This window comes from Pseudovibrio sp. M1P-2-3, assembly GCF_031501865.1.
In the GTDB taxonomy this organism is placed as follows: Bacteria; Pseudomonadota; Alphaproteobacteria; order Rhizobiales; family Stappiaceae; genus Pseudovibrio; species Pseudovibrio corallicola.
The window spans coordinates 991,509-1,018,313 of record NZ_JARRCW010000001.1 but is presented as its reverse complement, the minus strand read 5'-3'; the positions used below and the strand labels follow the sequence as shown (position 1 = coordinate 1,018,313).

The 26,805-nt window shown below is 50.3% G+C and carries 18 protein-coding genes; 10 read left to right on the top strand and 8 right to left on the bottom strand.

From position 1 onward, the window contains the following. Positions 1-175: 175 nt before the first annotated feature. Entirely contained in the window at positions 176-592 is a 417-nt protein-coding gene (gene dksA / locus P6574_RS04615) for an RNA polymerase-binding protein DksA (protein ID WP_310619213.1), read from the bottom strand. A gap of 658 nt (positions 593-1,250) precedes the next feature. On the opposite strand from dksA, the gene P6574_RS04610 reads away from it, so the two are divergent. From P6574_RS04610 to P6574_RS04580, 7 genes are all read left to right on the top strand, one after another. Then, positions 1,251-1,709 carry a hypothetical protein gene (locus P6574_RS04610; RefSeq protein ID WP_310619212.1) on the top strand — a complete coding sequence of 153 codons (459 nt, stop codon included), beginning with the start codon at positions 1,251-1,253 and terminating at the stop codon, positions 1,707-1,709. 297 nt (positions 1,710-2,006) lie between these two features. Continuing rightward, a complete protein-coding gene (locus tag P6574_RS04605) occupies positions 2,007-2,843 on the top strand; it encodes an AAA family ATPase (RefSeq protein ID WP_310619211.1) in 837 nt (278 codons plus the stop codon). Between the two features lie 377 nt (positions 2,844-3,220). After that, positions 3,221-3,748: a SixA phosphatase family protein gene (locus P6574_RS04600; RefSeq protein WP_310619210.1), complete on the top strand. Its 528-nt coding sequence runs from the start codon at positions 3,221-3,223 to the stop codon at positions 3,746-3,748. Positions 3,749-3,828: 80 nt separating this feature from the next. Beyond that, a complete protein-coding gene (locus P6574_RS04595; RefSeq protein ID WP_310619209.1) occupies positions 3,829-5,286 on the top strand; it encodes a YcjX family GTP-binding protein in 1,458 nt (485 codons plus the stop codon). Beyond that, positions 5,283-6,308, top strand: coding sequence for a YcjF family protein (locus tag P6574_RS04590; RefSeq protein ID WP_310619208.1), 1,026 nt, complete (start codon positions 5,283-5,285; stop codon positions 6,306-6,308). Before P6574_RS04595 ends, P6574_RS04590 begins: the two co-directional genes overlap by 4 nt. 101 nt (positions 6,309-6,409) lie before the next feature. Beyond that, positions 6,410-7,585 carry a vWA domain-containing protein gene (locus P6574_RS04585; protein ID WP_310619207.1) on the top strand — a complete coding sequence of 392 codons (1,176 nt, stop codon included), beginning with the start codon at positions 6,410-6,412 and terminating at the stop codon, positions 7,583-7,585. Positions 7,586-7,702: 117 nt separating this feature from the next. Then, entirely contained in the window at positions 7,703-9,298 is a 1,596-nt protein-coding gene (locus P6574_RS04580; RefSeq protein ID WP_310619206.1) for a DUF3011 domain-containing protein, read from the top strand. Here P6574_RS04580 and P6574_RS04575 read toward each other — a convergent pair. After that, the gene (locus tag P6574_RS04575; RefSeq protein ID WP_310619205.1) at positions 9,270-10,088 is read right to left on the bottom strand and encodes an AraC family transcriptional regulator; all 819 of its coding nucleotides are present in this window, start codon (positions 10,086-10,088) and stop codon (positions 9,270-9,272) included. The genes P6574_RS04580 and P6574_RS04575 overlap by 29 nt on opposite strands. A 111-nt stretch (positions 10,089-10,199) precedes the next feature. Between P6574_RS04575 and P6574_RS04570 the strand changes: the two genes are divergently transcribed. Beyond that, the gene (locus tag P6574_RS04570) at positions 10,200-11,423 is read left to right on the top strand and encodes an MFS transporter (RefSeq protein ID WP_310619204.1); all 1,224 of its coding nucleotides are present in this window, start codon (positions 10,200-10,202) and stop codon (positions 11,421-11,423) included. Between the two features lie 58 nt (positions 11,424-11,481). Here the strand turns inward: P6574_RS04570 and P6574_RS04565 are convergent, their stop codons facing one another. After that, positions 11,482-11,802, bottom strand: a complete 321-nt coding sequence (locus P6574_RS04565; protein WP_310619203.1) for a 2Fe-2S iron-sulfur cluster-binding protein — start codon at positions 11,800-11,802, stop codon at positions 11,482-11,484. Positions 11,803-13,001: 1,199 nt separating this feature from the next. Between P6574_RS04565 and P6574_RS04560 the strand changes: the two genes are divergently transcribed. Together P6574_RS04560 and P6574_RS04555 are read left to right on the top strand one after the other, a co-directional pair. Next, positions 13,002-20,966, top strand: a complete 7,965-nt coding sequence (locus tag P6574_RS04560) for an apolipoprotein A-IV repeat region-like domain-containing protein (RefSeq protein ID WP_310619202.1) — start codon at positions 13,002-13,004, stop codon at positions 20,964-20,966. A 190-nt stretch (positions 20,967-21,156) separates the two neighbouring features. Further along, complete coding sequence (locus P6574_RS04555; RefSeq protein WP_310619201.1) at positions 21,157-21,909, top strand: transporter substrate-binding domain-containing protein; 753 nt, start codon at positions 21,157-21,159, stop codon at positions 21,907-21,909. A 57-nt stretch (positions 21,910-21,966) separates the two neighbouring features. On the opposite strand, the gene P6574_RS04550 is transcribed toward P6574_RS04555, so the two are convergent. The 5 genes from P6574_RS04550 to P6574_RS04530 form a co-directional block, all read right to left on the bottom strand. Further along, complete coding sequence (locus P6574_RS04550) at positions 21,967-22,668, bottom strand: glutathione S-transferase family protein (protein WP_310619200.1); 702 nt, start codon at positions 22,666-22,668, stop codon at positions 21,967-21,969. A 59-nt stretch (positions 22,669-22,727) separates the two neighbouring features. Further along, complete coding sequence (gene sigZ, locus P6574_RS04545) at positions 22,728-23,306, bottom strand: RNA polymerase sigma factor SigZ (protein WP_310619199.1); 579 nt, start codon at positions 23,304-23,306, stop codon at positions 22,728-22,730. 110 nt (positions 23,307-23,416) lie between these two features. Further along, positions 23,417-24,007, bottom strand: a complete 591-nt coding sequence (locus P6574_RS04540; protein WP_310619198.1) for an ABC-type transport auxiliary lipoprotein family protein — start codon at positions 24,005-24,007, stop codon at positions 23,417-23,419. A gap of 77 nt (positions 24,008-24,084) precedes the next feature. Continuing rightward, positions 24,085-26,025, bottom strand: coding sequence for an MlaD family protein (locus P6574_RS04535; protein ID WP_310619197.1), 1,941 nt, complete (start codon positions 26,023-26,025; stop codon positions 24,085-24,087). Positions 26,026-26,037: 12 nt separating this feature from the next. Beyond that, a complete protein-coding gene (locus tag P6574_RS04530; protein ID WP_310619196.1) occupies positions 26,038-26,805 on the bottom strand; it encodes an ABC transporter ATP-binding protein in 768 nt (255 codons plus the stop codon).

The window sequence follows — 26,805 nt, the reverse complement described above, 5'->3', positions numbered from 1 at the left end:
GATACTGATTTTCTGTTAAATATACACCCCTAAATAATAGGTTATAGAAGTGAGCTGTTTCAACAAACAAAAGCTCGCTTCAGCACAAAAGTACGTTAAAGCGAGCTCGTTATATCCTTGACGGGATATAAAAGGGCTCACACAAAGCTTGCGCAGCCCTCTCAGGACTTGTTAATCAATCATCCCGATAGATTTTCTCACGGCGCTCATGCGCTTCTTGTGCCTCAATGGACAAAGTGGCAATGGGACGCGCATCCAGTCGGCGAACTGAAATTGGCTCCCCTGTTTCCTCACAGTATCCATAGCTTCCATCTTCGATACGCTCCAGCGCTGCATCAATTTTGGAAATAAGCTTGCGCTGGCGATCGCGCGCACGCAGCTCAATGGAACGATCGGTTTCTGACGAAGCGCGATCAGCCAAATCAGGATGATTTTGGCTCTCCTCTTGAAGAGTTGCTAGGGTTTCCTTGCTCTCTTTAAGAATCTCTTCTTTCCAGGACTGAAGTTTTCGACGGAAATACTCCACCTGTTGCTCGTTCATAAACGGCTCGCCCTCTGAGGGGTGATAGTCAACTGCGATATCAACCGCCATGTGTAACTCCGGATACCTCTGTTCGCGGCTGGAATATAGCCAGATGAGTACAAAACAACAACTTACTTGTAGCCATCCTCACAACCTAAATTGAATATCTATTTAATTTCAAATGGATAACTAACATTTACGTTGTTATTAATAATGTCCTTACCCTAAACCATGCCAACAAAAAGCCAAATTTCCCAAATGCGATTCTATTTAATCACAATGCCGCATTATAAGTATGACACTTTACATACACAAATTTAAGTAATTCCTCTTTGAGATAGGTTGGGTGAAACTCTTGAAAAGTTGAAAAATCACGCTCCGAATAAAGTGAAGCTCACATTTCAAGTGGTTATTTAAACGCAAAGACGAGAATCACCGGGAGTAGCAAGCCTCCACGAACCGTAGACACATTTGGAAGTTGCTCAATCGCAGCCCCTCCCGCCCACTTTAGCTTTCAAACGCCAGAAGCAATTGCATGAACTGAGAGTTGTCCGATCTTAGATGCGCAATCAGCTACAAATACCCCAAAGTAAAGCAGTAACCAGCGAGAGATCCTCCATTAAATGTTTACTTAAAATAGACCAGATAAATTATGAGGATGTTTGCAACCTATCGATAAAAAGGCATAATCATTAATATTAGATTATCCATTTGCGGGGGCAGAACGATGGATGTAGGTACGCAGCGTATATCTCACCAGCAATTAAACATTACTCCTCAACCGGTTAATGCAAAGGAAGAAAAAACCTCTGTAAAAACCGAGCTTACCGAAGGCTTGGCTGTGAACCTTGCCCAAGAGAGTGATTCGTCTGAAACATCTTCCGATAAGGGTCATCAATCAGATAGCCGTATTGGGTTTCCCGCAACGGATCTGCCAAAGTTGACCGAGTTGACGGAAGAGCGTGTCATCAAAGAACATGTTCACGACGAGGAACTTGGCTCCTCCGTATATCGCTTGAGAAAAGAACCTGAGGGTGCTGTTATCTTTGAGGTCCCTTCCGAAGCAGTTCGGAAAATGCGTCTGTTTGTGGACCAGCTCCTGTCCGTTCAAGAAACCGGACTGTCCCACCATAAGGCCGTGGGCGAAGCCATCGAGGCAACAAAGCAGCACGAAGAAGCTTCCTAAGCTCACTTGCCAATTACTGCAACCATACTAATTCCCCCTCGGTACACGTTCAGGGCGCGCACTCTTTTGCGCGCCTAAGCTGTCTCTAACACAGCCTGTGCGCCTGCAACGAGCATACTCCCAATTTTCCCCTTCCAACGGCAATTCCATTACGAATTTTTAACAGGGTTCCTGCGCGGCTGCTCAAGTCCTCTGCGAGATGTAAGGACTGATTTAAACTTATGGTCAGTCTTGCTCTCAGCTTCCCTAAAGATTAATCTCCCTGAAATTGAACCCAACAGTTTTTAAGGACTCCCAATGAAATTTACTGGAACTTCCGATTATGTCGCTACGAACGACCTGACCGTCGCCGTAAATGCTGCAATAGCATTGGAGCGGCCACTTCTCATTAAGGGGGAACCGGGAACGGGGAAAACTGTCCTTGCGCACGAAGTTGCCAAAAGCCTTGGTGCCCCCCTTCTGGAATGGCACATCAAGTCCACGACCAAAGCGCAGCAGGGCCTTTATGAGTACGATGCGGTCTCTCGTCTTCGAGACAGCCAGTTGGGTGACGAGCGTGTTAAAGACATCAACAACTACATCCGAAAGGGAAAGTTGTGGCAGGCATTCCAGATGGGAGAGCGCCCTGTCTTGCTCATAGACGAAATCGACAAGGCAGATATCGAGTTTCCAAACGATTTGCTGCTAGAGCTGGATAGAATGGAATTCCACGTCTACGAGACAGGCGAGACCGTTAAAGCCACTCAGCGCCCCATTGTGATTATCACATCCAACAACGAAAAAGACCTACCGGACGCCTTTTTGCGCCGCTGCTTCTTCCACTTCATCAAGTTCCCCGATACGCAGACAATGCAAGACATTGTGGGAGTGCACTTTGGCAACATTAAAGAGCGCTTGCTGGCAGAAGCCCTGAAGACATTCTATTCCTTGCGCGATATTCCCGGCCTCAAGAAGAAGCCTTCAACCTCTGAGCTTCTGGACTGGATTAAGTTACTTTTGAATGAAGATGTGGATGCCGAGACCTTGAGAGAAACGGAGTCCCGAAAAGTGATTCCACCTCTGCATGGGGCTCTTTTGAAAAACGAGCAGGACGTTCACCTGTTCGAGCGACTGGCATTTATGCGTAACCGCTAACTCCCCCTCCGGTTTTCAAAGATACAAAAAGGGCTGTCACAAATTTAGGAATGTGACAGCCCTTTTGTATTTTAACTTCTGCGGCCAATCATTAGTTAAATATGTATACTACATGCATTATTATTCAATAATTTGAAAATGAGTAAATTCTGTCATTCCAGTGCCAATTAATTGCTCAGATGAAGTAATATTGAGCAAATTTCGGAGTTTTTCTGCCCATTACTTTTAAGGGGTCAATAAATTCTTTTCTTTAAACCAATAGACATATATGATCGCTTATAACATTAATAAATAACAATTATTTTGCATCGCACAATATATTTCCATTTCATTATAAAAGCGCAAAATTACTCTGCGCGAAAGTGGAGGAAAATTCAATGCTACGGTTGATGTTACTTCGTCATGCTAAATCTGATTGGGCCGATACTGCAGTGCACGATCATGATCGACCACTGAGTGGGAGGGGTTGGTCTGCTGCAGAAGCCGTTGGGCTTCACATGCACCAACACAACCTTTGTCCATCCACAGTGCTGTGCTCAACAGCTTTAAGAACCCGGCAAACCCTCATCGAAATTATGCCCTATATGCGGGACAACACCAAAATCCATCTCCTGCGCGATCTCTATAACAGTTCAGAATCCGATTACGTGGATACCATCTGTTCTCTGGGCGCCTTTAGCCCAACCTTGCTGGTGGTCGGGCACAACACGGCCATTCAGGAAACCGCACTGGAACTTACCGGGTCAGGTAGCCCTGAGCTTATCTCACAAATGGAACAGAAGTACCCGACAGCGGGAATGGCCATAATTGATTTTGATGCCCGCCGCTGGTCTGAGGTGGGAAGGGCAGCCGGGAGGCTTGTCTCATTCTTCCAACCGCGGACACTGAAGGCCGTAAGTAACTAACGGCCTTCACAGTAATAAGTTTGCGCTTTTCAATTGTAATCAACCGAAGGACACCCCACATTGCCCTTCGGAGGTCGCACTTGATAAAGCTTTCAAAAATCATTTCCGAATCGAAAATCGCTCTCGATACCATTGGGGAAACAGCTAGTGATTTAGCCACTCCTTCAGTACGGTTAGGGGTTACCGGTCTGTCCAGATCCGGCAAGACCGTTTTTATTTCGGCGCTGGTACACAATCTGATTGCGGGTGGACGTTTGCCTTTGCTTTCAGCGGTAGCCCGCGGACGGCTGGAAAAGGCATATTTGCAACCCCAGCCCGACGATACGGTACCGCGATTTGACTATGAAACCCATATAGGTTTGCTGGCAAAAGACCGTGTCTGGCCGCAATCAACCCATCAGGTTTCAGAGCTACGTCTTACGATCGAGTTCGAATCCGCTTCCTATTTGCAGCGCAAACTGGGGAGGGGAAAGCTCAATCTAGACATTATCGACTACCCTGGTGAGTGGCTGCTTGACCTGCCGTTGCTGAACCAGAGCTTCAAGCAGTTCAGCACCAACGCTTTGCAACGCGCGCGCCAGCATCCAGAACTTTCCAAGGATTTTCTCGAGCTGCTCGAAAAACACAAGGGCGCAATTGATCTGGAAGCGAGTGAAGAGGTTGCCCGCCAACTAGCCAAAACCTTTACCGCTTACCTTGGCAAGTGCCGCGGCGAAGACCATGCCCTTTCCATGCTCCCCCCAGGTCGATTTTTAATGCCCGGTGATATGGAGGGCTCCCCCGCCCTCACCTTCGCGCCGTTGGAGCTGAAACATGACGCGGGAAGTGCGCAAGCGGGAAGCCTGCGGGCTCTCATGGAAAAGCGTTATGAAGCCTACCGCAAATATGTCGTACGCCCGTTCTTTAAAAATCACTTTGCCAAACTGGACCGACAGATCGTTCTTGTTGATGCTTTGCAGGCGCTGAATGCGGGTCCGGCAGCCGTTGAGGACTTGAACACGGCCCTTACCCAGATACTGAGCGCCTTCCGCCCCGGAAAAGCCAGCTGGCTCGCCTCAATATTGCGTCACCGTATAGACAAAATTGTATTTGCGGCCACCAAGGCCGACCACCTGCAAAAAGAAGATCACGACAAGCTTCAGGTACTGTTACGAAAGCTCGTTGACGGGGCCATTTCGCGAGCGGAGTTTGCAGGTGCTTCTGTGGAAGTTCTGGCCCTCGCGTCTGTTCGCGCCACACGGCAAGCGACAGTTCGTCAAAACAGCCATGCCATACCTGCCTTGATCGGAGTGCCCATGCCCGGTGAGGTGATCGACAACATCCGTTTTGACGGAAATGAAGAGGCAGCAATTTTTCCCGGAGACTTACCGGAGGATCTGGAGAGTCTGTTTAGGCAAGCGCAGGACCGCCAAAGCCTCAAATATGTGAGGTTTCGACCGCCGGAGTTGGAGGAAACTGCAGAGGGCTTTCGTTTATCCCTGCCCCATATCCGGCTGGACCGCGCCCTTGAATTTCTTTTGGGAGATAAACTGTCATGAAAACGACACCAAAAAAAGCGGCTTCCCAAGGGCGTGCCCCAGCGGCTTTCAAACTCAATGAAACTTCCATAAAGATCGAAGAACTCCCGCCTGCGACGTCTTTTGAGAGCATAGACGAGACAGGAAAGCCACAGAGCATTGCCCCGGAACCTGAAGCAAAAAAATCCAAATGGGGCCACGCTCTGGCAATTGGCCTCAGCGGGCTGGCCTCCCTCGCCCTTGGCCTTGCGGTTGATAGTTTGCTGCGCGATCTGTTTTCCCGCTACGAATGGCTGGGCTGGGTAGGGGTTGGCCTGACTGTGCTGACACTTATCGGTATTTGTGGTTTTGTCATCAAAGAATATCGTGCCCTCTCCTACCTCGCTCATGTGGATGAGTTGAAACAGGGGCTTGGGAAGGCTGCATATAAGAATGACCAGTTGCAAGCGCAGCAGAATATTCAAAATCTCATAAAACATTATGAGCAAAGACCCGAAACAGCGCATGGAAGAGGCCAGTTGAGCGCCCACCTCAATGAGGTTATTGACGGTGAGGACCTTATAAAGCTAGCGGAAGCGGACTTGATGGCTCCGCTGGATGCACGTGCGCGCATTATAGTTATGGAAAGCGCAAAGCGGGTGTCGGTGGTGACCGCCGTCAGCCCCCGCGCCCTTATTGATATTGCCATAGTCTTTTACGAGAATGTCCGCGTGATCGGACGCATCTCACGCCTTTACGGCGGGAAGCCCGGGACCCTCGGCTTTTGGCGTCTGGCGCGCAAAGTGGCAACGCATCTGGCTGTGACGGGAGGTCTTGCGGCTGGTGACAGCATTTTGGAGCAGTTTATTGGCCAAGGCCTTGCGGCCAAGGTTTCGGCCAGATTGGGCGAAGGGCTGGTCAACGGCTTCCTTACTGCACGTGTGGGCCTTGCGGCCATCCACACCTGCCGCCCCTGCCCGTTCACAGCAACAAAAGGCCCTGCCCTTTCTGAGTTCATGAGCGAGATTGTCAAATCCTCGCAAAAGACGCCCAACAAGGATTAGGGCCGCCAAGGACTGGGGTTTTGCAAACAGAAATCCAACTCTTGGCCTAAGGCTGTTTATTGGCTCTCGACATTCCAATAAACAGCTTTTACTCTCGCCCCATGTTTATTGAATTCTTCCAAGAGCTAAAGTCTGCTGGCTTGCCCGTTTCCGTTCGTGAGTACCTTCTGTTGATGGAGGCACTTGATAGTGATCTTGCAGGCAAGGACGTGGAACAGTTTTACTATCTTTCCCGGGCAACGCTGGTGAAGGATGAGAGCAATCTGGACAAGTTCGACCGTGTATTTTCCCATTGCTTCAAGGGAATTGAAAGCCTTTCCGAGGATCTCAAGGCAGATATTCCAGAGGAGTGGCTGCGCAAGCTGACGGAAAAATATCTCACGGAAGAAGAGAAAGCCAAAATTGAATCCCTTGGCGGTTTTGACAAGCTCATGGAGACCTTGAAGAAACGCCTTGAGGAACAAAAGAAACGTCATCAGGGCGGCAACCGCTGGATTGGAACCGGCGGCACCTCTCCCTTCGGTGCCTATGGCTATAACCCTGAGGGTGTCCGCATTGGTCAGGACGGCAGCCGCCACCGGCGCGCTGTGAAGGTCTGGGATAAGCGCGAATACAAGGACCTTGATAGCAGCGTGGAGCTGGGTACACGCAACATCAAGGTGGCCCTGAAGCGCCTGCGCAAGTTTGCCCGCCAAGGCGCTGCCGACGAATTGGACCTGAACGACACCATCCGCTCCACTGCCCACAAGGGCCTTCTGGATATCAAGATGCGGCCAGAGCGGCGCAATACGGTGAAGGTTCTGCTATTTTTCGATATTGGCGGGTCCATGGATGACCACATCCGTGTTTGTGAGGAATTGTTCTCCGCCTCTAAAACCGAATTCAAGGTGATGGAATACTTCTACTTCCACAACTGTCTCTATGAATTCGTCTGGAAAAATAACAACCGCAGGCATACCGAGCGCATTCCCACTATGGATGTGCTGCATAAATACCCAAGCGACTACAAGGTTATTTTTGTCGGCGATGCTTCCATGAGCCCCTATGAGATCGCCTATCCCGGCGGTTCCGTGGAACACTGGAACGAAGAGCCCGGTCAGGTGTGGATGGAACGCATGAAGCAAACATACCAAAGAATGATCTGGCTGAACCCTGTGAAAGAGGGATACTGGAACTACACGCAAAGTATCCAGATGATTCACGATATAATGGAAAAGCGCATGTATCCGCTTACCCTTGAAGGCTTGGAAGACGGCATGAAAGAGCTTGCACGCTGAGTGTAGCTTTCCAAGCTCTATTATTCATGTTGCATTCATAAGCTATTCTATAGGGTCCTCTCTAAAGCAGGTGCCTTGGGCGGGCACCTGATAAAGCTGCAAGTTAAGGCATTTAAGATGACATCACCAAAGGTTCGCCAGTGGCCCCTTTCACTCGTTCTAAGTGGACTGGGGATTTTTGCTATGGCGCTCCCCCAATCCGTGCGGGCGCAAGATAATTTTGTACTTCCAGAAGCGCCTATGCAGATCTTTCAGGCCTGCCTGTTGGAAACCGGCGGCGCGGTGGGGTCAAAGGAGTTCCGCCAGTGCCTGTTGGACAAGGCAGTCGGCGGCCCTGTTGCAGGGCCGGAACCGGTACCAGCACCCGAGCCCATCCCCCAGCCGCAGCCGGTGTACCCACCCAATCCAGCGCCCACTCCAATGCCCAATGACGCGGATATGATTGGCTGCAACTCAACCTTTAACGAGCGCAATCATTGTTTCTTGCGGCCCGCGCGCAGGAATTATGTAGCTCTCGCCCGCCAAACCAGCCCCAAACCCTGCATTGCTGGCAGCAGCTGGGGTGTAGATGCAACTGGCATATGGGTAGACAAGGGCTGCCGCGGTATCTTCTACACAGGCCGCACCACCAGCACCTCCCCCGATTACCAGCGGTGGTCTACCTATACCGGCAGACACGGCAAACCAACGCCCGTTCCCGGCCTGCCCATGAAAACCAAGGATGGCTGGATCAGATGTGCACTGGAGCACCAAGCCTGTGAAGTGCCTTCAAAGACGTTAGTGCGCTTTGGGACGCCCGGACATTTTACCGAGCGCGAAGTCAAAAATAGCATCAACTGCACGCGGAAGAACTTCGGGGATCCAGCTCCACTGCAAAAGAAGGCTTGCTACTACCTGCCGCAAAAAGGGTCAGGAACGCCGCAGCCACCAGCGCCGGAACCCGTTGATTTAACGAAAGGCCCTGTGCGCAATGCCCGCCACCTTTGTGAGGCTCAAGCCAGCCGCGTTCTCACTGTAATGCAACAGGCCAAGAAGCCCGTTTCTGTTACTCTGGGGCTAGGCTCTTTTTCAAAGGCAAAAGAAAACCACAAGCCGGTTCTTTCGCTCAAAGGCCAAATGCTCAGTGGCCGAGGTATCTATAAGACTGGAAAAAACTGGCGTCCGTTCTCGTTCCAGTGTCTTTTGGACAAAAAGCGGCAGGCTGCCTTTAATATTACTATCAATGAAGAAAAGAAGACAAACCTAAGCGGGAAAAGCTTCCCACTCAGGGATCGGTTTACCAAGAAACCAGCTCCTGTCAGCGGTTCGGAGGGTCCGCTTCAATGGCAGTTCATAGGAGGAACGGCACCGCGCTTGACCCACGGCGTGCGCGAAACGGATGATCGTGATTTTATCGCAACTTGCAACAAGCGCACAAAAACAATCGATATTGTCATGATAGCCCCGCCTGCCAGTTTCTTTCAGGGCCAAAGCACCCGTGTGTCCATCAGCTCTAAAACCTTGAGTGAAGATTATTCTGCCTTTGGCAGCTCCCCCGATAGTGAAGGCGGGGTGTCTTTGCCTGTTGTGCGGGTAGGCCCTTCGGCCCCTTTATGGAAGCAGATGATTAAGGATCGAGAGCTTGCCATTAACATTGGCGGTTATCTCAGCCATAAAATCAGCCTTTCCGGCAGTGCCAAGCCTATCAAGACTTTTTTGAAGGCCTGTCAATAGCATCTAGCGCATGTGATTCCCGGAAATACTGTCCGGGGGTCACGCCGAAAGCGGTTTTGAACCGATGGATGAACGCACTTGGCCCTTCATAGCCCAGCTTGTGCGCCACATCGCCAACACTTCGCCCCACAGCAAGGAGCTCCAAAGCCCGAAACAACTTGGCTTGATTGCACCAACTGCGAAAACTCAGCCCCGTTTCAGCCGAAAATCGGCGCTCAAAGGTGCGCTGAGACAAGGCGCAGCTGGTTGCAGCCTCCGCCAGCTGGGGAATGTTTGAGGGGCAACGCACGATCCCTTTCGCCAGTGTTTTGAGCCTGTCATCTGTGGGAAACGTGAGCTGCAGAGGAGCCACGGGCAGTTTAGCCATCTGATCCACCAGCACCCGCGCCAGCCGACCCACCGGACCTCCGGCTTCATAATCGCGCGGCTCGCCCATCAAGGCCATAATCAACTCACGCAGAAGCGGGGTTACCTGAATTACCTGAGGAACTTGCGGCAGGTCCTCACACCACTCCGCGCACACATAAAGGGTGCGGAACTTGGCAAAAGCCATGTAACTCGTTTCATGAAAAACGCCCACAGGCATCCAGACCGCCCGCTCAGGTGGAACCACAAAACTCCCGTGATCTGTTGTCACCGTCATGGTGCCGGATAGGATATGAAGCAACTGCCCCCGCTCATGACAGTGACGCGCCCCACCCGCTTCCTTTTCCATATCAATGGCATAGGCAATAATGGGAGTTTCTTCCCGATGAGACGGGCGGGTGAAGATTTCCGGATGTTCCTTCATGGCAACCACTTTGGCGAAATATCAATATTAAATGGCAAACTAGCGATAACACGGCAGAACTAACCTATCATACAGATAGTCTTTCAAACAATACACGTTGAAGAGGCAGGAATGTTCAGCAGCCTGAAAGACCCCAAATACGGGTGGCGCTCCCCCGTCATCTTGCTCATGCTGATGGCTGTTGCCATGCAGCTTTCTTTCGCGAGCTGGTGGAATTTGGTCAACAATTTCGCAGTGAATACCATCGGCTTTACGGGTAAGGAAATTGGTATTCAGCAATCCATCCGTGAGATTCCAGGTCTTCTGGCATTCACTGCGGTTTTTGCGCTCCTCTTGTTTAAAGAGCAAACCTTTGCTTACATTTCGCTGCTGCTTCTTGGCATTGGTGTCTCAATTACCGGGTACTTTCCCTATGAGATCGGATTTTACCTGACCACACTGCTCATGTCCTTCGGGTTTCACTACTATGAAACCATGCAGCAGTCCCTTTCCTTGCAGTGGCTGCCCAAGAAGAGCGCGCCTGCGACCATGGGGAAAATTCTGTCCGTTGCCGCTGCCGCCCAGCTGATGGCCTACGGAGCTATCATGCTCACATGGCAAACGCTGGAGCTTTCTTTCCAAACAGTTTTCCTGATTGCAGGCATCTCCACCATTCTTCTGGCCATCGCCATTTATGCGGTATTTCCCCGCTTTGAAGGCGGTGTAGCCCAACACAAAAAGCTGATTCTGCGCAAGCGCTATTGGCTCTATTACATGCTCACGTTCATGGGCGGGGCGCGGCGCCAGATTTTTACCGTTTTCGCTGGCTTCTTGATGGTGGAACGTTTTGGCTATGCAGTGCACGAAGTGGCGGGCCTGTTTTTAATAAACGGGCTGATCAATATGTTTATTGCCCATAAAATCGGCGCTCTCATTGGCCGCTTTGGCGAACGCACCACACTCACATTCGAGTATATCGGATTGATTGGAATATTCCTGCTTTATGCATTTGTGAGCAACCCATATGTGGCCGGTGCCCTTTACGTCATAGACCACGCCTTCTTTGCCATGGCCATTGCCATGAAGACCTATTTCCAGAAAATCGCAGACCCTGCCGATATCGCACCAACCGCAGGCGTTGCCTTCACTATCAACCACATTGCAGCGGTATTCATTCCGGTTGTATTTGGGTTGATCTGGCTTTATTCGCCCGAAGCCGTGTTTATTGCGGGTGCGGGAATGGCAGCTGTGAGCCTGTGTCTATCGCGCCTTATTCCACGTGATCCCTCACCGGGGAATGAGTTGGCCTGGGGCTCGGCGGACAAATCTTTCGTCCAGCCAGTCGCTGCCGAATAATCTACCGACAAAAAAGCCCGCAAACTCTGCGGGCTTTTGCATTTAAAGAACTATTTTCTCAGCCTTGAGTTTCAGGAATGTGCACCACAATCCCGTCCAGAGAATCGTCCAGCTTAATCTGGCAGGATAGACGGGAGGTATCGCGAATGTCCTGCGCGAAATCCAGCATATCCTCTTCCATTGGCTCAGGCGAACCGGTTTTTGCAGCCCACTCCGGGTCAACATAAACATGACAGGTAGCACAAGCGCACGCACCTCCACATTCCGCCTCGATACCGGGGACCATGAATTTAATTGCTGTTTCCATTATCGTGGAACCGCTTGCAGCATCCACATCATGGCGCTCGCCCGCCGCGGTGATAAAGGTAATTTTCGGCATCTCTACTTTTGCTTTCGACAGCGTCTTGAATATCAAAGTTTCACTCAGATACTCATTAACTGTCAATCATTCAAGAAAAACTACAGATCTCCAAACCTCATCAAGTAATAGCCCTAGGGGTAAAGCATGAAGATCTCCCCCCGATTCTAGCGAGTACCTCGACTTGGAACAGGCCAGTTTCACAGAATGGATTTTTCTTACTTATGGTACACGACAGGCCGCGTTGCCTTCAAACGACCCCACCAACAATTCATCAATTTACTCAATATTTTAGAGCGGAGTCTCACCTGATTTACTAGATTATAACAGATGAGAAATCTACCGTTGGGGAAGAGACAAACTTTATCGAAGCCGACTGCCATAAAATAGCCTTAATTTGAAAGGTCGTCCCAATATGATTCTACCGTTAAGAGAATCACAGTTTGCCAACAGGGTTTTCCAAAGGGGAACATCAATTTATATTAAAAAGAGCCTCCTAGATCAGCTGAGTAAAACCACGTTTCACGCTAGGGGATTTAGTTAAACTTTTAGCATCTTATTGCAAAGATACGGCATGTTTTCCTCATCTCAAACCACTTTTTGAAAAATCAAATTGTTAACGACCCTATCCTTCCTCACAGCCTCCACTCTCCAAGGGAAAATCCAGTCAACACATAAAATCCATCAAATATAAAACGATATAATCGTTTAAATACAACAAGATAACAAAATTTAAAAAATCAATTTCAGCAATTTGGGCACATTGATTATTCGGATATTCATCAAGTATTCACTACCAAAACACAGCAAATTCCCTGATCTTTGTTAAGGAATATTGACAGGCATGTCCCAACGGAGGTGCTCAGCGCTCACAACTATGACCTTCACTCATTCCTGTTTTCACCAGTAAGCCCTTTCACGCTCACAGGCTTTTGCCCTCACAACGTTCTTCGAATCAAGCTCAAGTTCTGTTGTGCAGATTGCCGGTTTATGTCATTAGATAGTTTTATCGGGCAATATGGGAGCAATTCTCCAAAACCCCATCGTTAAAGATGACGAGCGGTATGCGGTGGATAGTTTCAATCGGAAATTAGGGCACACTCTTTCAACAGCGGCACCTGTTTTTCAGATCCCATCATTGAGCCGATATCTCAAGCAAAGGTGGCGAATACCAATGCTTGCGGGTCAGAAGTTTAGAGTACGGACACGAGGCGACAATTATGGCAAACACCCCGAAGGCGAAAGCTCCGTCGGAAGTGGCACTGTCGGCAGTTGAGGAAGCATTGGCCAACGATTTTGGCTCCACAACAAATGCTGAATCACTTTTCGGAATGGATGCAAAAGGCAAGGGCGAACCGGCAACGGTTCCAACAGAAGCCTCCAACACCAACCAGAGCAGTGACACCTCACAGCCCGATGCAGACGGTTCAAGTTCAGGGTCTTCCGCCCAACGTCGGCGCAACCGTGGCATTCGCCCGCCAGCCGCCCACAACGATGACCGCCAGTCCATCGGCAGCCTCATGTTCTCCTTGCAGCGCAAACCGTCCAAAGCTCCTTTCTGGTTTGCTCTGGCCATGTCGATCATCTGGACAGGCCTTGGTTCGTTCTTCAGCTGGAAAACATTCTCCATTTCAAATGAAGGCTCCACCTTAGAGCAGTTGATCACGAATCCGCAGATCCTGCTCTCTGCTGTAGCTATTCTTGTCCCTGTTGCTTTCTTCTGGATTATGGCTGTGATGCTGTGGCGTGCGCAGGAGATGCGCAATGTCGCCCAGAGCATGACACAGGTTGCCATGCGCCTAGCTGAGCCTGAGGAAGTTGCCAAAGAGAGCATCTTGAATGTTGGACAAGCCATCCGGCGCGAAGTTTCCGCGATGGGAGATGGCATCGAGCGCGCCATTGCCCGTGCAAGCGAGCTGGAAGTCCTCATTCACAAAGAAGTTTCCTCATTGGAAAACTCCTACCACGACAACGAGCTGAAAATTCGCCGTCTCGTGGAAGAGCTTGTGAGCCAGCGCGAGGCCATCAAAGCCAATGCCGAGCTGGTGCGCGAGACGATTTCCGGTTCTCATGAAACTCTTTCCACCCAGCTTTCAAGCACCTCCGAGGAATTCGCCTCCTCTGTCGACAGCGCCCGTGAACGCCTCACACACGCTATTGATGATGCCCTTGAAAAAATGTCTGGCAAAGTTGAAACCCGCATCAACTCAGCTGCTGACAGCTTCAGTGAAGCCGGATCAGAACTGGTCTCCTCCCTTTCCGTACGCGGGGAAGACTATGTCGAGCGCCTCACATCAACCGGCTCCAATCTGGTGGATGACCTGACGAAATCCGGCAACCAGATTTCCGTTCGTCTGGAGACCCATGGAGACGACATCAACAAGCAGTTTGCATCAACAGCAGACAAGTTTGTTGAAGGACTGACCGAACGGGGTAACGAGCTTAACAACCGTCTTGCAGGCACCTCTGAAAGCCTGATTTCAACCCTCTCTTCCAGCAGCTCCGAAATTGGCGGCGCTCTGAGCACAATTGGTGGTGAAATCATTGAGGGCCTGTCAACGCGTGGAAACGAGATTGCAGAACTGCTTTCCAGTAAAGGCAACACCTTGAACGAAACACTGGCCTCTGCCGGTGAAGAGCTCTCACGTACAATTTCTGAACAAACCAATGCCATGAACACCTCGCTGCTGAAGCAAGGTGAGGACCTGAAAGGCACCATTGAGGGAACAGCGTCGTCTGTAACCGGTCAGTTCACCGAGATCAGTACCCAGCTGAGCGATACAATCGTTACAGCGACAACACAGGCAACCGCGCAATTCACTGCGGCTCATACGCAGCTGAACGAATCTGTGAATACGAACCTGACAATGTTCACAGATGCAGTGAGCACATCCGGCTCCTTACTTTCCGACACAATCGTGGAAGCAACTTCTGTGGTTACACAGGAGTTCAAGGAAGCCAACACCCAGCTGAACAGCACTCTGGATGAAGGCCTGTCCCTGTTTACTGATCGGGTAAGCGCATCTGGCAACCAGATTGCGGAGCAGATCGTTGAAACAACCTCCAGCGTCACAGGACAGTTTGAGGCTGCAAACAGCAACCTCTCCAGTACTCTTGAAACAGGAATGACGACGTTTACAGACACCGTAAATGTTTCAAGCAGCCAAATTTTTGAGAAGATCACCGAAGTGTCCTCGGCTGTAAGCAGCCGCATTGATCACGCTAACACCAGCCTGACAAGTTCACTGCAAGACGGCATGGCAACCTTTACCGACACGGTGAACGTTTCAAGCAACCAGATCTTTGACAGGCTGAACGAGGTTTCCTCCACTGTGAGCGAGCGTATTGACCTTGCAAACAGCAGTCTGACAACTTCGCTGCAAGGCGGAATGGAAACCTTCACTGAAACCGTGAATGTTTCAAGCAGCCAGATCTTTGATAGACTGAACGAAGTTTCTTCCACTGTAAGCGAGCGTATCGACCTTGCAAACACCAGTCTGACAACTTCGCTGCAAGGCGGAATGGAAACCTTTACTGAAACGGTGAGTGTTTCAAGCAGCCAGATTTTTGACAGACTGAACGAAGTTTCTTCCACTGTGAGCGAGCGTATCGACCTTGCAAACACCAGTCTGACAACTTCGCTGCAAGGCGGAATGGAAACCTTTACTGAAACAGTGAATGTTTCCAGCTCTCAAATCTCCGAGCAGATTATCGAGGCAACCACTTCCGTTGCTGAACGCTTCGACCATGCCAACAGTTCTCTCAGCGCAACACTGCAAAACGGCATGGCCACGTTTACAGACACAGTGAGCGCCTCCGGCAACCAGATTTCTGAGAAGATCACTGAAGTCTCATCTGCTGTCAGCCAAAGCATTGATCATGCAAACAACAACATGGCAGAATCGCTGCTGAACGGCATGGCGACCTTCAATGAAACTGTGAATGTTTCCAGCTCGCAGATTTCCGAGCAGATTGTGGAGGCAACAAGCACTGTTACAGATCGCTTTGTTCATGCCAACAGCACGCTCACAGCAACGCTGCAAGACGGTATGGTTTCCTTCGCTGACACTGTGAATATCTCCAGCTCGCAGATTTCAGAGCAGATCATCGAAGCAACTTCGGTTGTTTCTGGCCGCTTTGATACAGCAAGTACTCAGCTTAATGATACACTCGATCAAGGTCTTACAAGATTTACCGATACTGTTAAGGTGTCCAGTGATCAAATCACCGATCAGGTTCTGGCGGCAACATCAACAGTATCTGAGCGCTTCGATAGTGCCAACAGCGAGTTGAACACAACCTTAAGCTCCGGCCTGCTGGCATTTTCTGAAAACGTCAACAATTCCGGCGCACAGATTTCTGAGCACATCATTTCCGCTACATCAACTGTTACCCAACAGTTCGAAGCGGCAAACGGGCAGCTCACCACAACCCTCACCGACAGCCTGACAAACTTCACAGACAAAGTGGACGTTACTAGCCAGAAGCTGAGTGAAACAGTTTCCACCTCCAGTGAGATTGTCAGCAGCCAGATTCATGAGGCTAACCAGTCTATTACGCAGGTGCTGACAACAGGTATTGAGCAATTCAACGAGACCCTTGGCGGATCCAGTGGCCAACTGGCAGAAGCCTTGATGCAAACAACCGTTTCGGTGACAGGTGAAATCAGCCGGGCGAACCTGCAGCTGAACACCACCTTGAGCGGCGGAACCGACAAAATCGCGAAAAGCGTCAGTGAAGCAAACCAACAGCTCAGCGATACGCTGACCGGCTCCCTTGAGCGTATGCGAGGTGAGTTCGGCAACGCCAACGAGCAGCTTCACTCGACCCTTGAAACAACCATTAACGGTGTTACGACACACTTTAGCGATGCAAGCGGCAAGCTTTCTGGCGAGGTCCTTGCCCGGAGTGAGGAAATCAGTGCAAATCTGTCTCTCACCAGTGGCCGCTTAATTGATACAATCTCGGCTCGCACTGAAGAGCTGATTGGTACAGTCGACGAACGTGTGACCTATCTGGACAACACTTTGCGCGAGACCGGGGCACAAGCAGCCGACGGCATTGCCCAGCACGGACGCGAAATCAACGAGTCCATTGCCTCACAAGCCTCTGATTTCATTGAAGTGCTTTCCGCACGTTCCTCAGAGGTTTCCCAGTCTCTGCGCGGTGCCGGAGAAGCACTAGTAGAGAATATGGCAACACGTGGACACGAGATTTCCACCTCTCTTGAAGAAACAACCAAGTCCCTTAGTGAAACAATTATTGTTGGTGGCAGCGGCCTTGCGGATCGTCTGGAAACCGTCAGTGGTCAGATTCATGAGAGCATTATTGTAGGCGGCTCGGCCCTTGACGGGGCAATCTCCAAGCGCGGTGCGCAGGTGGTTGGCCTCATTGGCGAGCAGACAGACCAGTTCCGCGTGGCAATTGCTACAGCCACAACCGATGTGACCTTCGCACTGAACGAGCGAACACAGGAGCTGGCCTCCAAGCTTGCAGACACAGGTACAGACCTTGCCCACCTGATTGGTGCCCGCGGTGAACGCGTAACGGGTGATCTGTCCGAGATCGGTGATTTGATCTCAGAGACAATCGAAGTCCGTGGCCGCTCCTTGAACGAGGGCCTTGCCACCCACCTGAACCAGCTTGAACAGGTGGTGGGTGAAAATGGCGCTCAACTGGTTGAGGCTATTGATCTGCGTAGCCAGAAAATCACAGCATCTTTCGATACGCGCATCGAACAGCTCGATCACACTCTGGCCGATCGTACGACCACATTCGAGACAGCCTTTGACGGCCGTGCCACGGCCCTGACAGAAACCATTGAAAGCAAAACCGGAGCTCTATCCGCAGCTGTCGAGGACGGTACAAACCTTCTTGCGACAACTTTGGAAGAAAAGTCTCAATCCATCTCCAAAATTCTCGAGGACAGAACGGACATAATTGCCGTAAACCTCACAGAACGCGTGGAGGAAGTTGGAGAAAGACTGACTGGCCGCGCAGAGAAGATCGGCGACGTTCTTGTGGAACGCAGTGAGGCAATTGAGAAGACAATTGCCGGTAGTCTTTCCAGCTTTGACGAGACCGTTGGCGAGAAAGTGGATGCTGCCGCGACTGTCATTACTGACCGCGCCGACCACCTTGCAACCTCCATTTCCACCGGAACCGAGCGCATTGACCAGGCCCTGGATGCCCGCGCCCGCCAGATCAGTGAAACCCTCGTTGCCCGTACTCGCGAAATCGCGAAAGCCTTCAACGAGGGGCAAAGCGAAATGGCTGAAGCTCTCGATGGCCGCCTTGGCGAAGCCGGTAATGTGTTGGTCAAACAGTCCAAAGAGCTTACAGACGCCCTGTCGGAGCGTGTCGCGGAAATTAATGTGTCGTTGGGCGCTAGAGTGTTCGAAGTTGCAGAAACTCTGGATACCCGCGCTGTCACACTTGAAAACCTTCTCAATGAACGTCTTGAGGCCATTTCCTCTAAACTGACCGGTGAAGGCGAAAAAGCAACACAGGCCCTCGTAGGTGCCATGTCCGATGCGACAGCAACTCTGGGCGATGAAAGCCTGCGTATTCGCGAACTGATTATTGACGTTGTTGGACAGGCTGCCTCTCGCCTTGCGGAAGAGCGCATGCGTACCGAGGAAACTGTAACAGACGGTATGGCGCAGCTGACAGGAGCCTTGACGAAAGAAGGTGAGCGTCTGCAGGAGATTGTTACGAGCTCCGTATCTGAGGCCCGCGAGAGTTTGCAAGGTGAAGGTACTGAAGCTGCGAAAGCTGTCACTGAAGCGCTGTCTTCAATTCGCGGCAGTTTGACGGAAGAAAGCGAAAGCGTACGTGAAATGGTTCTGGGCACAGTTGCTCAGGCTGCGCAAACATTGGCCGTTGAAAGCGAAAATGCCCGCACCCTGTATGCGGCAACACTTGCGGAAATGTCCGGTCAGCTCACAGGTGAAAGCAATAAGGTTCGCGAAGATCTCAACAATACTGTTGCTGAAATCTCCGGAAAGCTGACAGCCGAAAGCTCCCGCGCCAAACGCGTTCTTGCTGACTCCGTAGAGGATGTACGCAACCTTCTGGCAGGCGAGACCGACGATGTTCGCAACCGCGTTTCTGCTGTTATCGAGGAAGCTGCAGGTATGCTATCAGAGCGGGGCCGCGCGGTTGCCGATGAGCTGCTACAAAAGGCTGATAACCTTAATGAAGCCTTCGGAGCACGTTCTGCAGAACTTTCCAATATCATCGGAAGCGATGGCACAGAGCTTATCAATGCTATCGAAATGCGGGCAAATGATCTGACAGGTCGCGTGAACGAAGTTCAAAATGCGATCCTTCAGGCTGTGACCGTAAAGGGAACAGAAGTTGCGGAAGCCTTTGCTCGCAATGGTCTGGAAGCCACCCGCTCCATTATCGAAGCTGGAACACGCATAACGGATGCTATTGACGAGCGCAGCAGTAGTGCGTCCTCCCAGATCGAAGGTTCTCTCGCACGTATTGAAAGCGACCTGACCGGCCTACTTGAAGTGATTACCCTCAAAGGTCAGGAGGCTGCTGAAGTCTTTACCCAGCAAGGAAGCGAAGCCAGCCGTAATCTGGCCATGACGATTGATAGTATTGGAAATACCATTGAGGACCGCTCCAGTCTGGCGGTCACCGTACTACACGGCACCAAAGAGCGGATGGAGAAAGATATCTCCGAAGTTCTCATGCGCCTGAATACAGCCAATGGAACACTGCGCGATGTGCTTTCCACGTCCAATGAAAATCTGAGTGAGGTTGAAACCAACCTTTCTGCTCGTGCTGTTGAGTTCAAAGGGGCTATTGAAAGAGCCGTTTCTGAAACAGCTGCTGCCAGCAACGCAATTGAGAGTCAGGTTGGGGTCCTCAAGGACACAACCAGCAACATCCTTGCAGATGCGGCCCATATTACAAACCGCATGGACGACCAGAGCCGCATGCTAGTGGGGGCTGTCCAGTCGCTTGAAGACGCCAATAACTCTGTGGATACCCGTCTTGGTGAACGGCGCATGGCAATCGAACTGATTGCCGATACTCTCATCAAGAAGACAGAGTCTGTTGAAACTCTCATGTCCAACTACACAGTTACTCTGGGCGATACGCTTGAAGTTGCCGATGACAAGGCCCGCGAAGTTTCCGCGATGCTCAAGGCTGCGGCTGAGGCTGCAACCAAATCTGTCACCGAGCAGTTTGAGAGCATGCGGATGACTGCCGGAATGGAAGGACAGAAGGCTCGCGACGCTGTACGTATGGCTCAAGATGACATCATGAGCGAAATGCAGCGCACTGTAACGGAGGCCACAAACCGCTTTACTGAGGCCACCACACGCATGCGTGAGGTAGCCCGTGATGTGCACCAAGAGCTTGAAGCAACACGCACAGAGTTGAGCGCAGGACTGTTGGCCCTGCCGGAAGAGGCAGAACAGTCCTCTGCAGCTCTTCGCAAAGTTGTCAATGAACAAGTGAAGGCACTGGGTGAGCTGTCCAATATTGTTGCAAAACAATCTGCAAGTCTGGACGTTTCAACTGCCAGCAACACTGGTACTCTGGCTCAGCCGACACCGGTTCCGGCACCTGCGGCGCCGCAAAGTGCGGCGACACCTTACCGCCGCCCTACTCAAAGCGAGCCGACACCGCCTTTGTCGAGCGTATCAGATGTTCGCCCAAGCCGGACAGCGGCACGGCCACAGCCGGAACCACGCCGTCAACCTGCACCCGCGCAAAGCCGTGGCTGGGTGAGTGATCTTCTCAAGCGGGCATCCGACGATGATGGGCAATCCCAAAACGACGACCGTGCTCCGCTGAACCAGCAAAGAACTCCTCAGCATATGGTGGAGTCTCTCAACTCATTGAGCATGGATATCGCCCGAGCAGTGGATCATGAGACCTTTGTTGATCTTTGGGAGCGCTACAAACGCGGTGAACGAGACGTATTTACACGTCGCCTGTATACGCTACAGGGCCAGCAAACATTTGATGAAATCCATCAAAAATATAAGCGTGACCCAGAGTTCCGCTCAGCTGTCGAACGTTACATTCTGGACTTTGAGCAGCTTCTATCACAAGTGTCCCGTAATGGTTCAGACCAGTCACTGGGACAAACCTACCTCACATCCGATACCGGCAAAGTTTACACCATGCTTGCCCACGCCAGTGGCCGTTTCGAATAGGTAGTCTGAAGTATATCATAGCTTTAAGGAGGCGAGGTTCTGAAGGACCTCGCCCTTTTTATGATGTTTGCAGGACTGTATTTGAACGGCACTGCTATTCCCAATATGCCCCTGTCCTAATCCCAGTTACCCAATTGTAAGTTTATTTCAGTAAACTCTCAGAGTGAACAGCCTCTGTGAGAGGGACACTATGGCAACGCGCAGCGCACGAAAAAATGAGCCCACACTAACAACCTCCCGTATTCTCCTGATTGTACTTGCCTTTGTTTTTAGCTGCCTTCAGGCACAGGCTTCAAAAATACTGTTCGTTGGAACAACGGGCGATTACGCACCTTTGACTTGGTATGACGAAAAAAACGAGCGGTTCACAGGGTCATCCATTGACCTCGTCCAAAGCTTTGCCAAGGACGAAAACTATAAACTCAAATTTGTAAAAACCACATGGCCGGACTTGTCTTCAGATCTGGCCAAGGGCCGTTTTCAAATGGCAGTGGGCGGCATTACCACAACTAAGCGGCGTGCGAAATTGTTTCTGTTTTCAGCACCAATTGCCACTTTTGGAAAGACAGCCTTGATGCGCTGTTCCGACCAATCCCGCTTTCTGGATTTCACCGATATTGATCAAGAAGATGTTCGCATTGTCGAAAATCGTGGGGGGACCAATGAGATCTTTGCACGCACACATATCAAGAACGCCACCCTAATTGTTGTAGCCAACAACTCCCTCCCCTTTACCTACCTGACAAATAAAAAAGCTGATGTCATGTTTACAGATTCAATTGAAGTGGATTATGTGACCCGCATAAATCCTAGTCTGTGTGGCCTGCGCTCCCGGAAGCTTTTCACCCATTCAGAAAAGGCCTTCATGTTTCGCAAGGATGAGGCAGAGTTGCTGCAGCAATTCAACACTTGGCTTCAAAAACACAACAAGGTTGCCAAGTGAATTTGAAAAATTCAAGCTGTGATACTCACAGCCTGAACTCATTCACTCATTGGTTCCCTAGCAACAGGTCCCTTCACTACATGTATCAACTGTAGAAGGCGTGCAGCATTTTCCTTTTCCCAAGTAAGTTTCATCACTCAGATAAAAGCTGGTGAAAGCCTCTTCAAAGTCTTCAGAAACAGACCTTTCTGCCAGACCCTTAGCAAGAACCGACCCTTGCCACTCCTTAACCTTTGGCAGGCCTTCCAGCATATCATAGCCCCTATGGCGTTCGATAATGTCCGCCCTGTGAAGCATCGGCAACCAAGCAATATCCACATTCCCCAGTGTTTTACCTGAGAAATACCTGTCATTGCCCAGATGTTTTTCAACCTTTAAGAATGCACTCCTTAACTTCTCGCTGCGTTCTTCCAAAACGTCCTTGGTGGGGCTGCGCATTGTGGAACATTGCACGAGATAGTTCTTGGAAGCCAGATACCCCCATGCCCGATTGATTGCTTTTTGCTCCCTAGAAATACCTGAGTAAAGAGGCTCGGAAATCTCATCAATGTATTCAACAATTGCCTCGGACTCGAAAAGAGCAGTCCCATCTTCCGTAACCAGAACAGGGACTTGTCCATTGGGAGAGATCTCCAGAAACCACTGAGGTTTGTCCTTCAAGCTGATATATTCAACCGTGTACTCAAGGCCCTTTGCCTCCAGCAGAGCTGTCACCCGTTGCACAAACGGGCAAATCTTGAAACTAATTATCTTGATCATTTTCTGTCCTTTCCATGTTTCACCCTGTTAGACGAACGGCTTGAGAAAAGGACGACAAACTAACAATTTTTGCATGAGTCATGTTTGGCTTCAAAGTCAGTAACCATGCCTCTGGCATCCAACGAGAAGTGGCAACACTCCTCAAAAACCAGCCTTAATTGTTCGCGGGCTTTTTGTACGCGTGATTTGAGTGTCGAATACGCAATTCCTTGCTGTCGAGCGTATTCCTTTTGAGAATGGCCCTCCAGTTCAATTGCTCTCAAAAGAACAGCCTTATCCTCTGGAAGAGCCGAAATAAAAGGAGCAACACATCTGGAAAGTTCTTGATCTACCGTGATCTCATCTTCTGCAAACCATAAATCCTCCGCCACAAGTGGGTTTTCACGTCCCTTTTTGCGGTAGAAATCAATGATTGTATTGTTGGTGATCTGGAACAACCAAGCCTTGATAGATGAATTTTCCCTTATGGATGGCAAAGAGCGGTATGACTTGAGCATTATGTCCTGAAGCAAGTCTTCGGCATCTGCTTTATTGGAGACCTTAGTATGCAAAAACGCTGCAAGGCGAGCGTGATACTCGCCCCATATGGCATCGAGGGATAGCGGTAACTCACCACCATTTTTACATTTGTCTTGCATGTGAGCGACCTTTTTCCAGCCAGCGGGGATGTGAACCGTCTAACCTATTAGATAGGCCAAGCAGCCAAATTGACAACTCACCGCAGTAAAAGAAAAAACTCTGGTAGTCCCTATAGGGTCTGTAGAACCCAAGCCGTGATTTCCCGCATAACCGCATCGGCTGCCACTGTCATGGCATCAACAGCTTCATCTACATTGGTGTTTTTTGTGGGAATATCACTAGTGAACAAATGGCTCTTAACGGATCTTCCATCCCTGTCGTCCACCAGGCGGGCAGCGATTTCAATATGTGCACGTGTCTGACCATCTATGTAAAGCTCGAAAGCACGGATGGTGGTCTGTAGTTGATAATCTATCAAAAGCCCCTGACCGGGCTGGGAAACAGCTCGAAACTTCCCGCTATTTTCCAGTGTCTCAATGAGTTTGGCCTGAAACACATTGGGTAGCGTATCCGTCCACGACACCTTTGGATAATAGGAATATATCCTACCTAATTCAGCAACGGCAATGGAGCTTCCCGCAAGGGCCTGTATCGCTTTGGGTTGGGGAACCAGCAGCTGCACATTTTTCGCAGGGCTAGACACAGCTAAAGAGGACGGAGCTGAAAGGTCATAGAACGCAGTTGGGGCGGAGGCACCGCAAGACCCCACTCCCAGTGCAAGTAGCACTAAAGCACCGTGTATTTTTAATTTTTGCAGCAAGTGCACCGTCCACATGACTCAATTTGAGATTGGCCCCTTTACTCAGTAGGAGCCTTTTAAAGAAAAATCAAAGAGAATCAGCGCCTCTGTGCACCATTAAAGACAGGTGTGTCAGATCCGCCGAAGATAACCCGGTTTGGGCTCCTGTCGAAGTTTGCAACAGCTCGTTGGATTTCAACAAGAGTTCGACTAAGTTGCTGCATGGCCGCAGTGAAATCCGAACTGCCTTGTTGGCTGAACTTCAACAGGTTCTCCGACATGGGCTCTGCACGTTTTGCAAAGGCGTCTGCTGTAATGCGGATAGCCTTGGCCGCCGCGGTTGCCTCACTAATCAACCCCTGACCGCTCTCCCCTTCTGTAAAGGAATCCACTTTATCCAAAATACCGTTGACGCGAACAGAAGCTGCATTCAAATTCTTGGCAATGGCTTTGCCTTGCGTAATAATTTCATCCACATTCGCGGTCTGAGCATTCAGATTTGCACTCATCTGATTGAAGTTCCCTGCAGCTTTTGCTGCATCATCCAGCCCTTTGCCTATTTCTGGCGCCTTACCGGCGATTGTGGTAGCAACTTTTTCCGCTGCACCTACCACATTGGCAACCTTCTGGGGGTCTATCGCATTTATCAGCTGTTCGGCGCTATCTAAAAAGTCCGAGGCATCTTGCATGGTCACCTGAAGGTCGGCGGATGCGGCATTCAAACTTGTGCTGATTTGTGTGGCATTTGAGATGAATAAATCAATATCCTGATTTCTGCTCGCCACTGTTTGCGAAACACTGTTGATATTTTTGGCAGCAGAAGCCGCTGCATCAATCCCATCTGAAATTGCCTGCCCCTTATCGGCGAAGGTTTGAGACAGGTCGTCTACATTTGTCACGATTGTGGAGACTTTGGCAGGGTCAACTGACGCAATAACTTTATTGAGGTTATCCGTACCCGTTTTTATGCCTTCAGACGCACTGAGCACATTTCCTACAATTGTGTTGATCGCCTCTTTATTATTCACCAGCTCTTGCGAGATTGTATCCGCATTCTTGGTAACATTGGCAGCGGAGGCCAGCATCTGGCTTATATCCTGCTTGCGCTCGCTCAATACACCCGCAACGTCTGCCGCCCCTTTGACGGTCTTACTTATATCTTCGGGGTTCAATGCACCGACGACACGGTCTACTTCACTCAAGCTGGAGTTTAACCCCTTCGAAAAGGTAATTAAATTATCTGCGGTTTCTTGAGCCGCTGCAACAATTTGCGGTGCCTCTTCTGCTGCCTTTGCAAGCTCAGCGGTGAGCGTATCAACATTGTCCACGATCTGGCCCAACTTATTGGCTGGCACCTGTGCAAGCAGTTGTTCGCCACGCTGAACCAGAGCCCCAATACGGCCAGAAAGCCCCGTGATCGCTTTTGCCGTTTGAGAAATTCCCGACATAAATTGTGACAGCCCTTCAGAGTTATTGGCAAGAGCCTCTGAGAACTTCTCTACGTTGCTAATGGTTTCTTCAATTTTTGGCGCTGAAGCTGTTACAACCTTCTCGATGGCCGTCAAAGTCGTATCTGTTTTTTGTAAAATCTCCTTGGCGCCCTCAAGCAGATCCTCAAACTGGGAGCGGCTGGCATAAATAACCGGTCTGCTTTTTGAGCCCGCCGTAAATAAGGGAGGAGAATTTGCCGATCCACCATGCAAATCCACATAGGCGACGCCAGTCAGCCCAGTAAATCCGAGGGAAGCTTTGGTATCTCGTCTCAGGGGCGTATGGGCATCAACCCGAACAGTCGCAACAACCAGCTTCGGATTTTGGGGGTCAAAGGTTAAATCGGAAACCTCTCCAACTTTGATCCCATTGAACAGGACTTGCCCACCTTTTGGCAGACCGGTGACAGCTCCTGGAAAAACAATCGTAATGTCTTTGCGGCTGGTCCGTTCCGTACCGGTTAAAAGCCAGAATACAAAAACAAACGCCACGGCAACAACTGCAAGAACGAATGCCCCAATAGCAATATTATTTGCACGGGTTTCCATGCTCTTTTCTCCTCACGCCCGCCGTAGTGCCCGCGTGCCTTTAAAGTACGCCTGTACCCAAGGGTGTTCACAGCGCAACATATCATCAATCGTACCGGCCACCAGAACCCGCTTTTCTGCAAGAACAGCAATCCTGTCACACACGGTATGCAAGCTATCCAGATCATGGGTCACCATATAGACCGTGAGCCCCAACGTTTCCTTGAGCTGGGCGATTAAAGCGTCAAACTCCGCCGCCCCTATCGGATCAAGACCTGATGTTGGTTCGTCCAGAAATACAATTTCCGGGTCTAGGGACAAAGCTCTGGCAAGGGACGCTCTTTTAATCATGCCGCCTGACAGTTCCGAGGGATATTTGTCCGCAGAATCTCTCGGCAAGCCAACCATTTCGATTTTTAAAAGGGCAAGTTCATCCATAAAACCTTGCGAAAGATGCAAATGTTCACGCATGGGAACCTGTATATTCTGTTTGACTGTAAGCGATGAAAACAACGCGCCTTGCTGGAACAACACACCCCAACGACGCTCAATCAGCGCTCGTTGCCGATCGCTGATTTTTCCAAGGTCTTCGCCAAATACCTCAATTGTTCCCCCTTGCTTCTGGTTCAAGCCAAGGATGGTGCGCATCAAGACAGACTTTCCCTGCCCCGAACCTCCAACAAACCCAAGAATTTCACCTCGAAAGACTTGAAGATTTAATTTATCGAGAACAATTTTATTTCCAAACCCGACGGTAACATCTTTAGCCTGCAGGATAATGTCCTGTGGTACTTTGTTCAT

Coding starts and splice junctions, on each gene's coding strand:
- dksA (WP_310619213.1), bottom strand. CDS start 592: ATGGCGGTTGATATCGCAGTTGACTATCACCCCTCAGAGGGCGAGCCG.
- P6574_RS04610 (WP_310619212.1), top strand. CDS start 1,251: ATGGATGTAGGTACGCAGCGTATATCTCACCAGCAATTAAACATTACT.
- P6574_RS04605 (WP_310619211.1), top strand. CDS start 2,007: ATGAAATTTACTGGAACTTCCGATTATGTCGCTACGAACGACCTGACC.
- P6574_RS04600 (WP_310619210.1), top strand. CDS start 3,221: ATGCTACGGTTGATGTTACTTCGTCATGCTAAATCTGATTGGGCCGAT.
- P6574_RS04590 (WP_310619208.1), top strand. CDS start 5,283: ATGAAAACGACACCAAAAAAAGCGGCTTCCCAAGGGCGTGCCCCAGCG.
- P6574_RS04585 (WP_310619207.1), top strand. CDS start 6,410: ATGTTTATTGAATTCTTCCAAGAGCTAAAGTCTGCTGGCTTGCCCGTT.
- P6574_RS04580 (WP_310619206.1), top strand. CDS start 7,703: ATGACATCACCAAAGGTTCGCCAGTGGCCCCTTTCACTCGTTCTAAGT.
- P6574_RS04575 (WP_310619205.1), bottom strand. CDS start 10,088: ATGAAGGAACATCCGGAAATCTTCACCCGCCCGTCTCATCGGGAAGAA.
- P6574_RS04570 (WP_310619204.1), top strand. CDS start 10,200: ATGTTCAGCAGCCTGAAAGACCCCAAATACGGGTGGCGCTCCCCCGTC.
- P6574_RS04565 (WP_310619203.1), bottom strand. CDS start 11,802: ATGCCGAAAATTACCTTTATCACCGCGGCGGGCGAGCGCCATGATGTG.
- P6574_RS04560 (WP_310619202.1), top strand. CDS start 13,002: ATGGCAAACACCCCGAAGGCGAAAGCTCCGTCGGAAGTGGCACTGTCG.
- P6574_RS04555 (WP_310619201.1), top strand. CDS start 21,157: ATGGCAACGCGCAGCGCACGAAAAAATGAGCCCACACTAACAACCTCC.
- P6574_RS04550 (WP_310619200.1), bottom strand. CDS start 22,668: ATGATCAAGATAATTAGTTTCAAGATTTGCCCGTTTGTGCAACGGGTG.
- sigZ (WP_310619199.1), bottom strand. CDS start 23,306: ATGCAAGACAAATGTAAAAATGGTGGTGAGTTACCGCTATCCCTCGAT.
- P6574_RS04535 (WP_310619197.1), bottom strand. CDS start 26,025: ATGGAAACCCGTGCAAATAATATTGCTATTGGGGCATTCGTTCTTGCA.
- P6574_RS04530 (WP_310619196.1), bottom strand. CDS start 26,805: ATGAACAAAGTACCACAGGACATTATCCTGCAGGCTAAAGATGTTACC.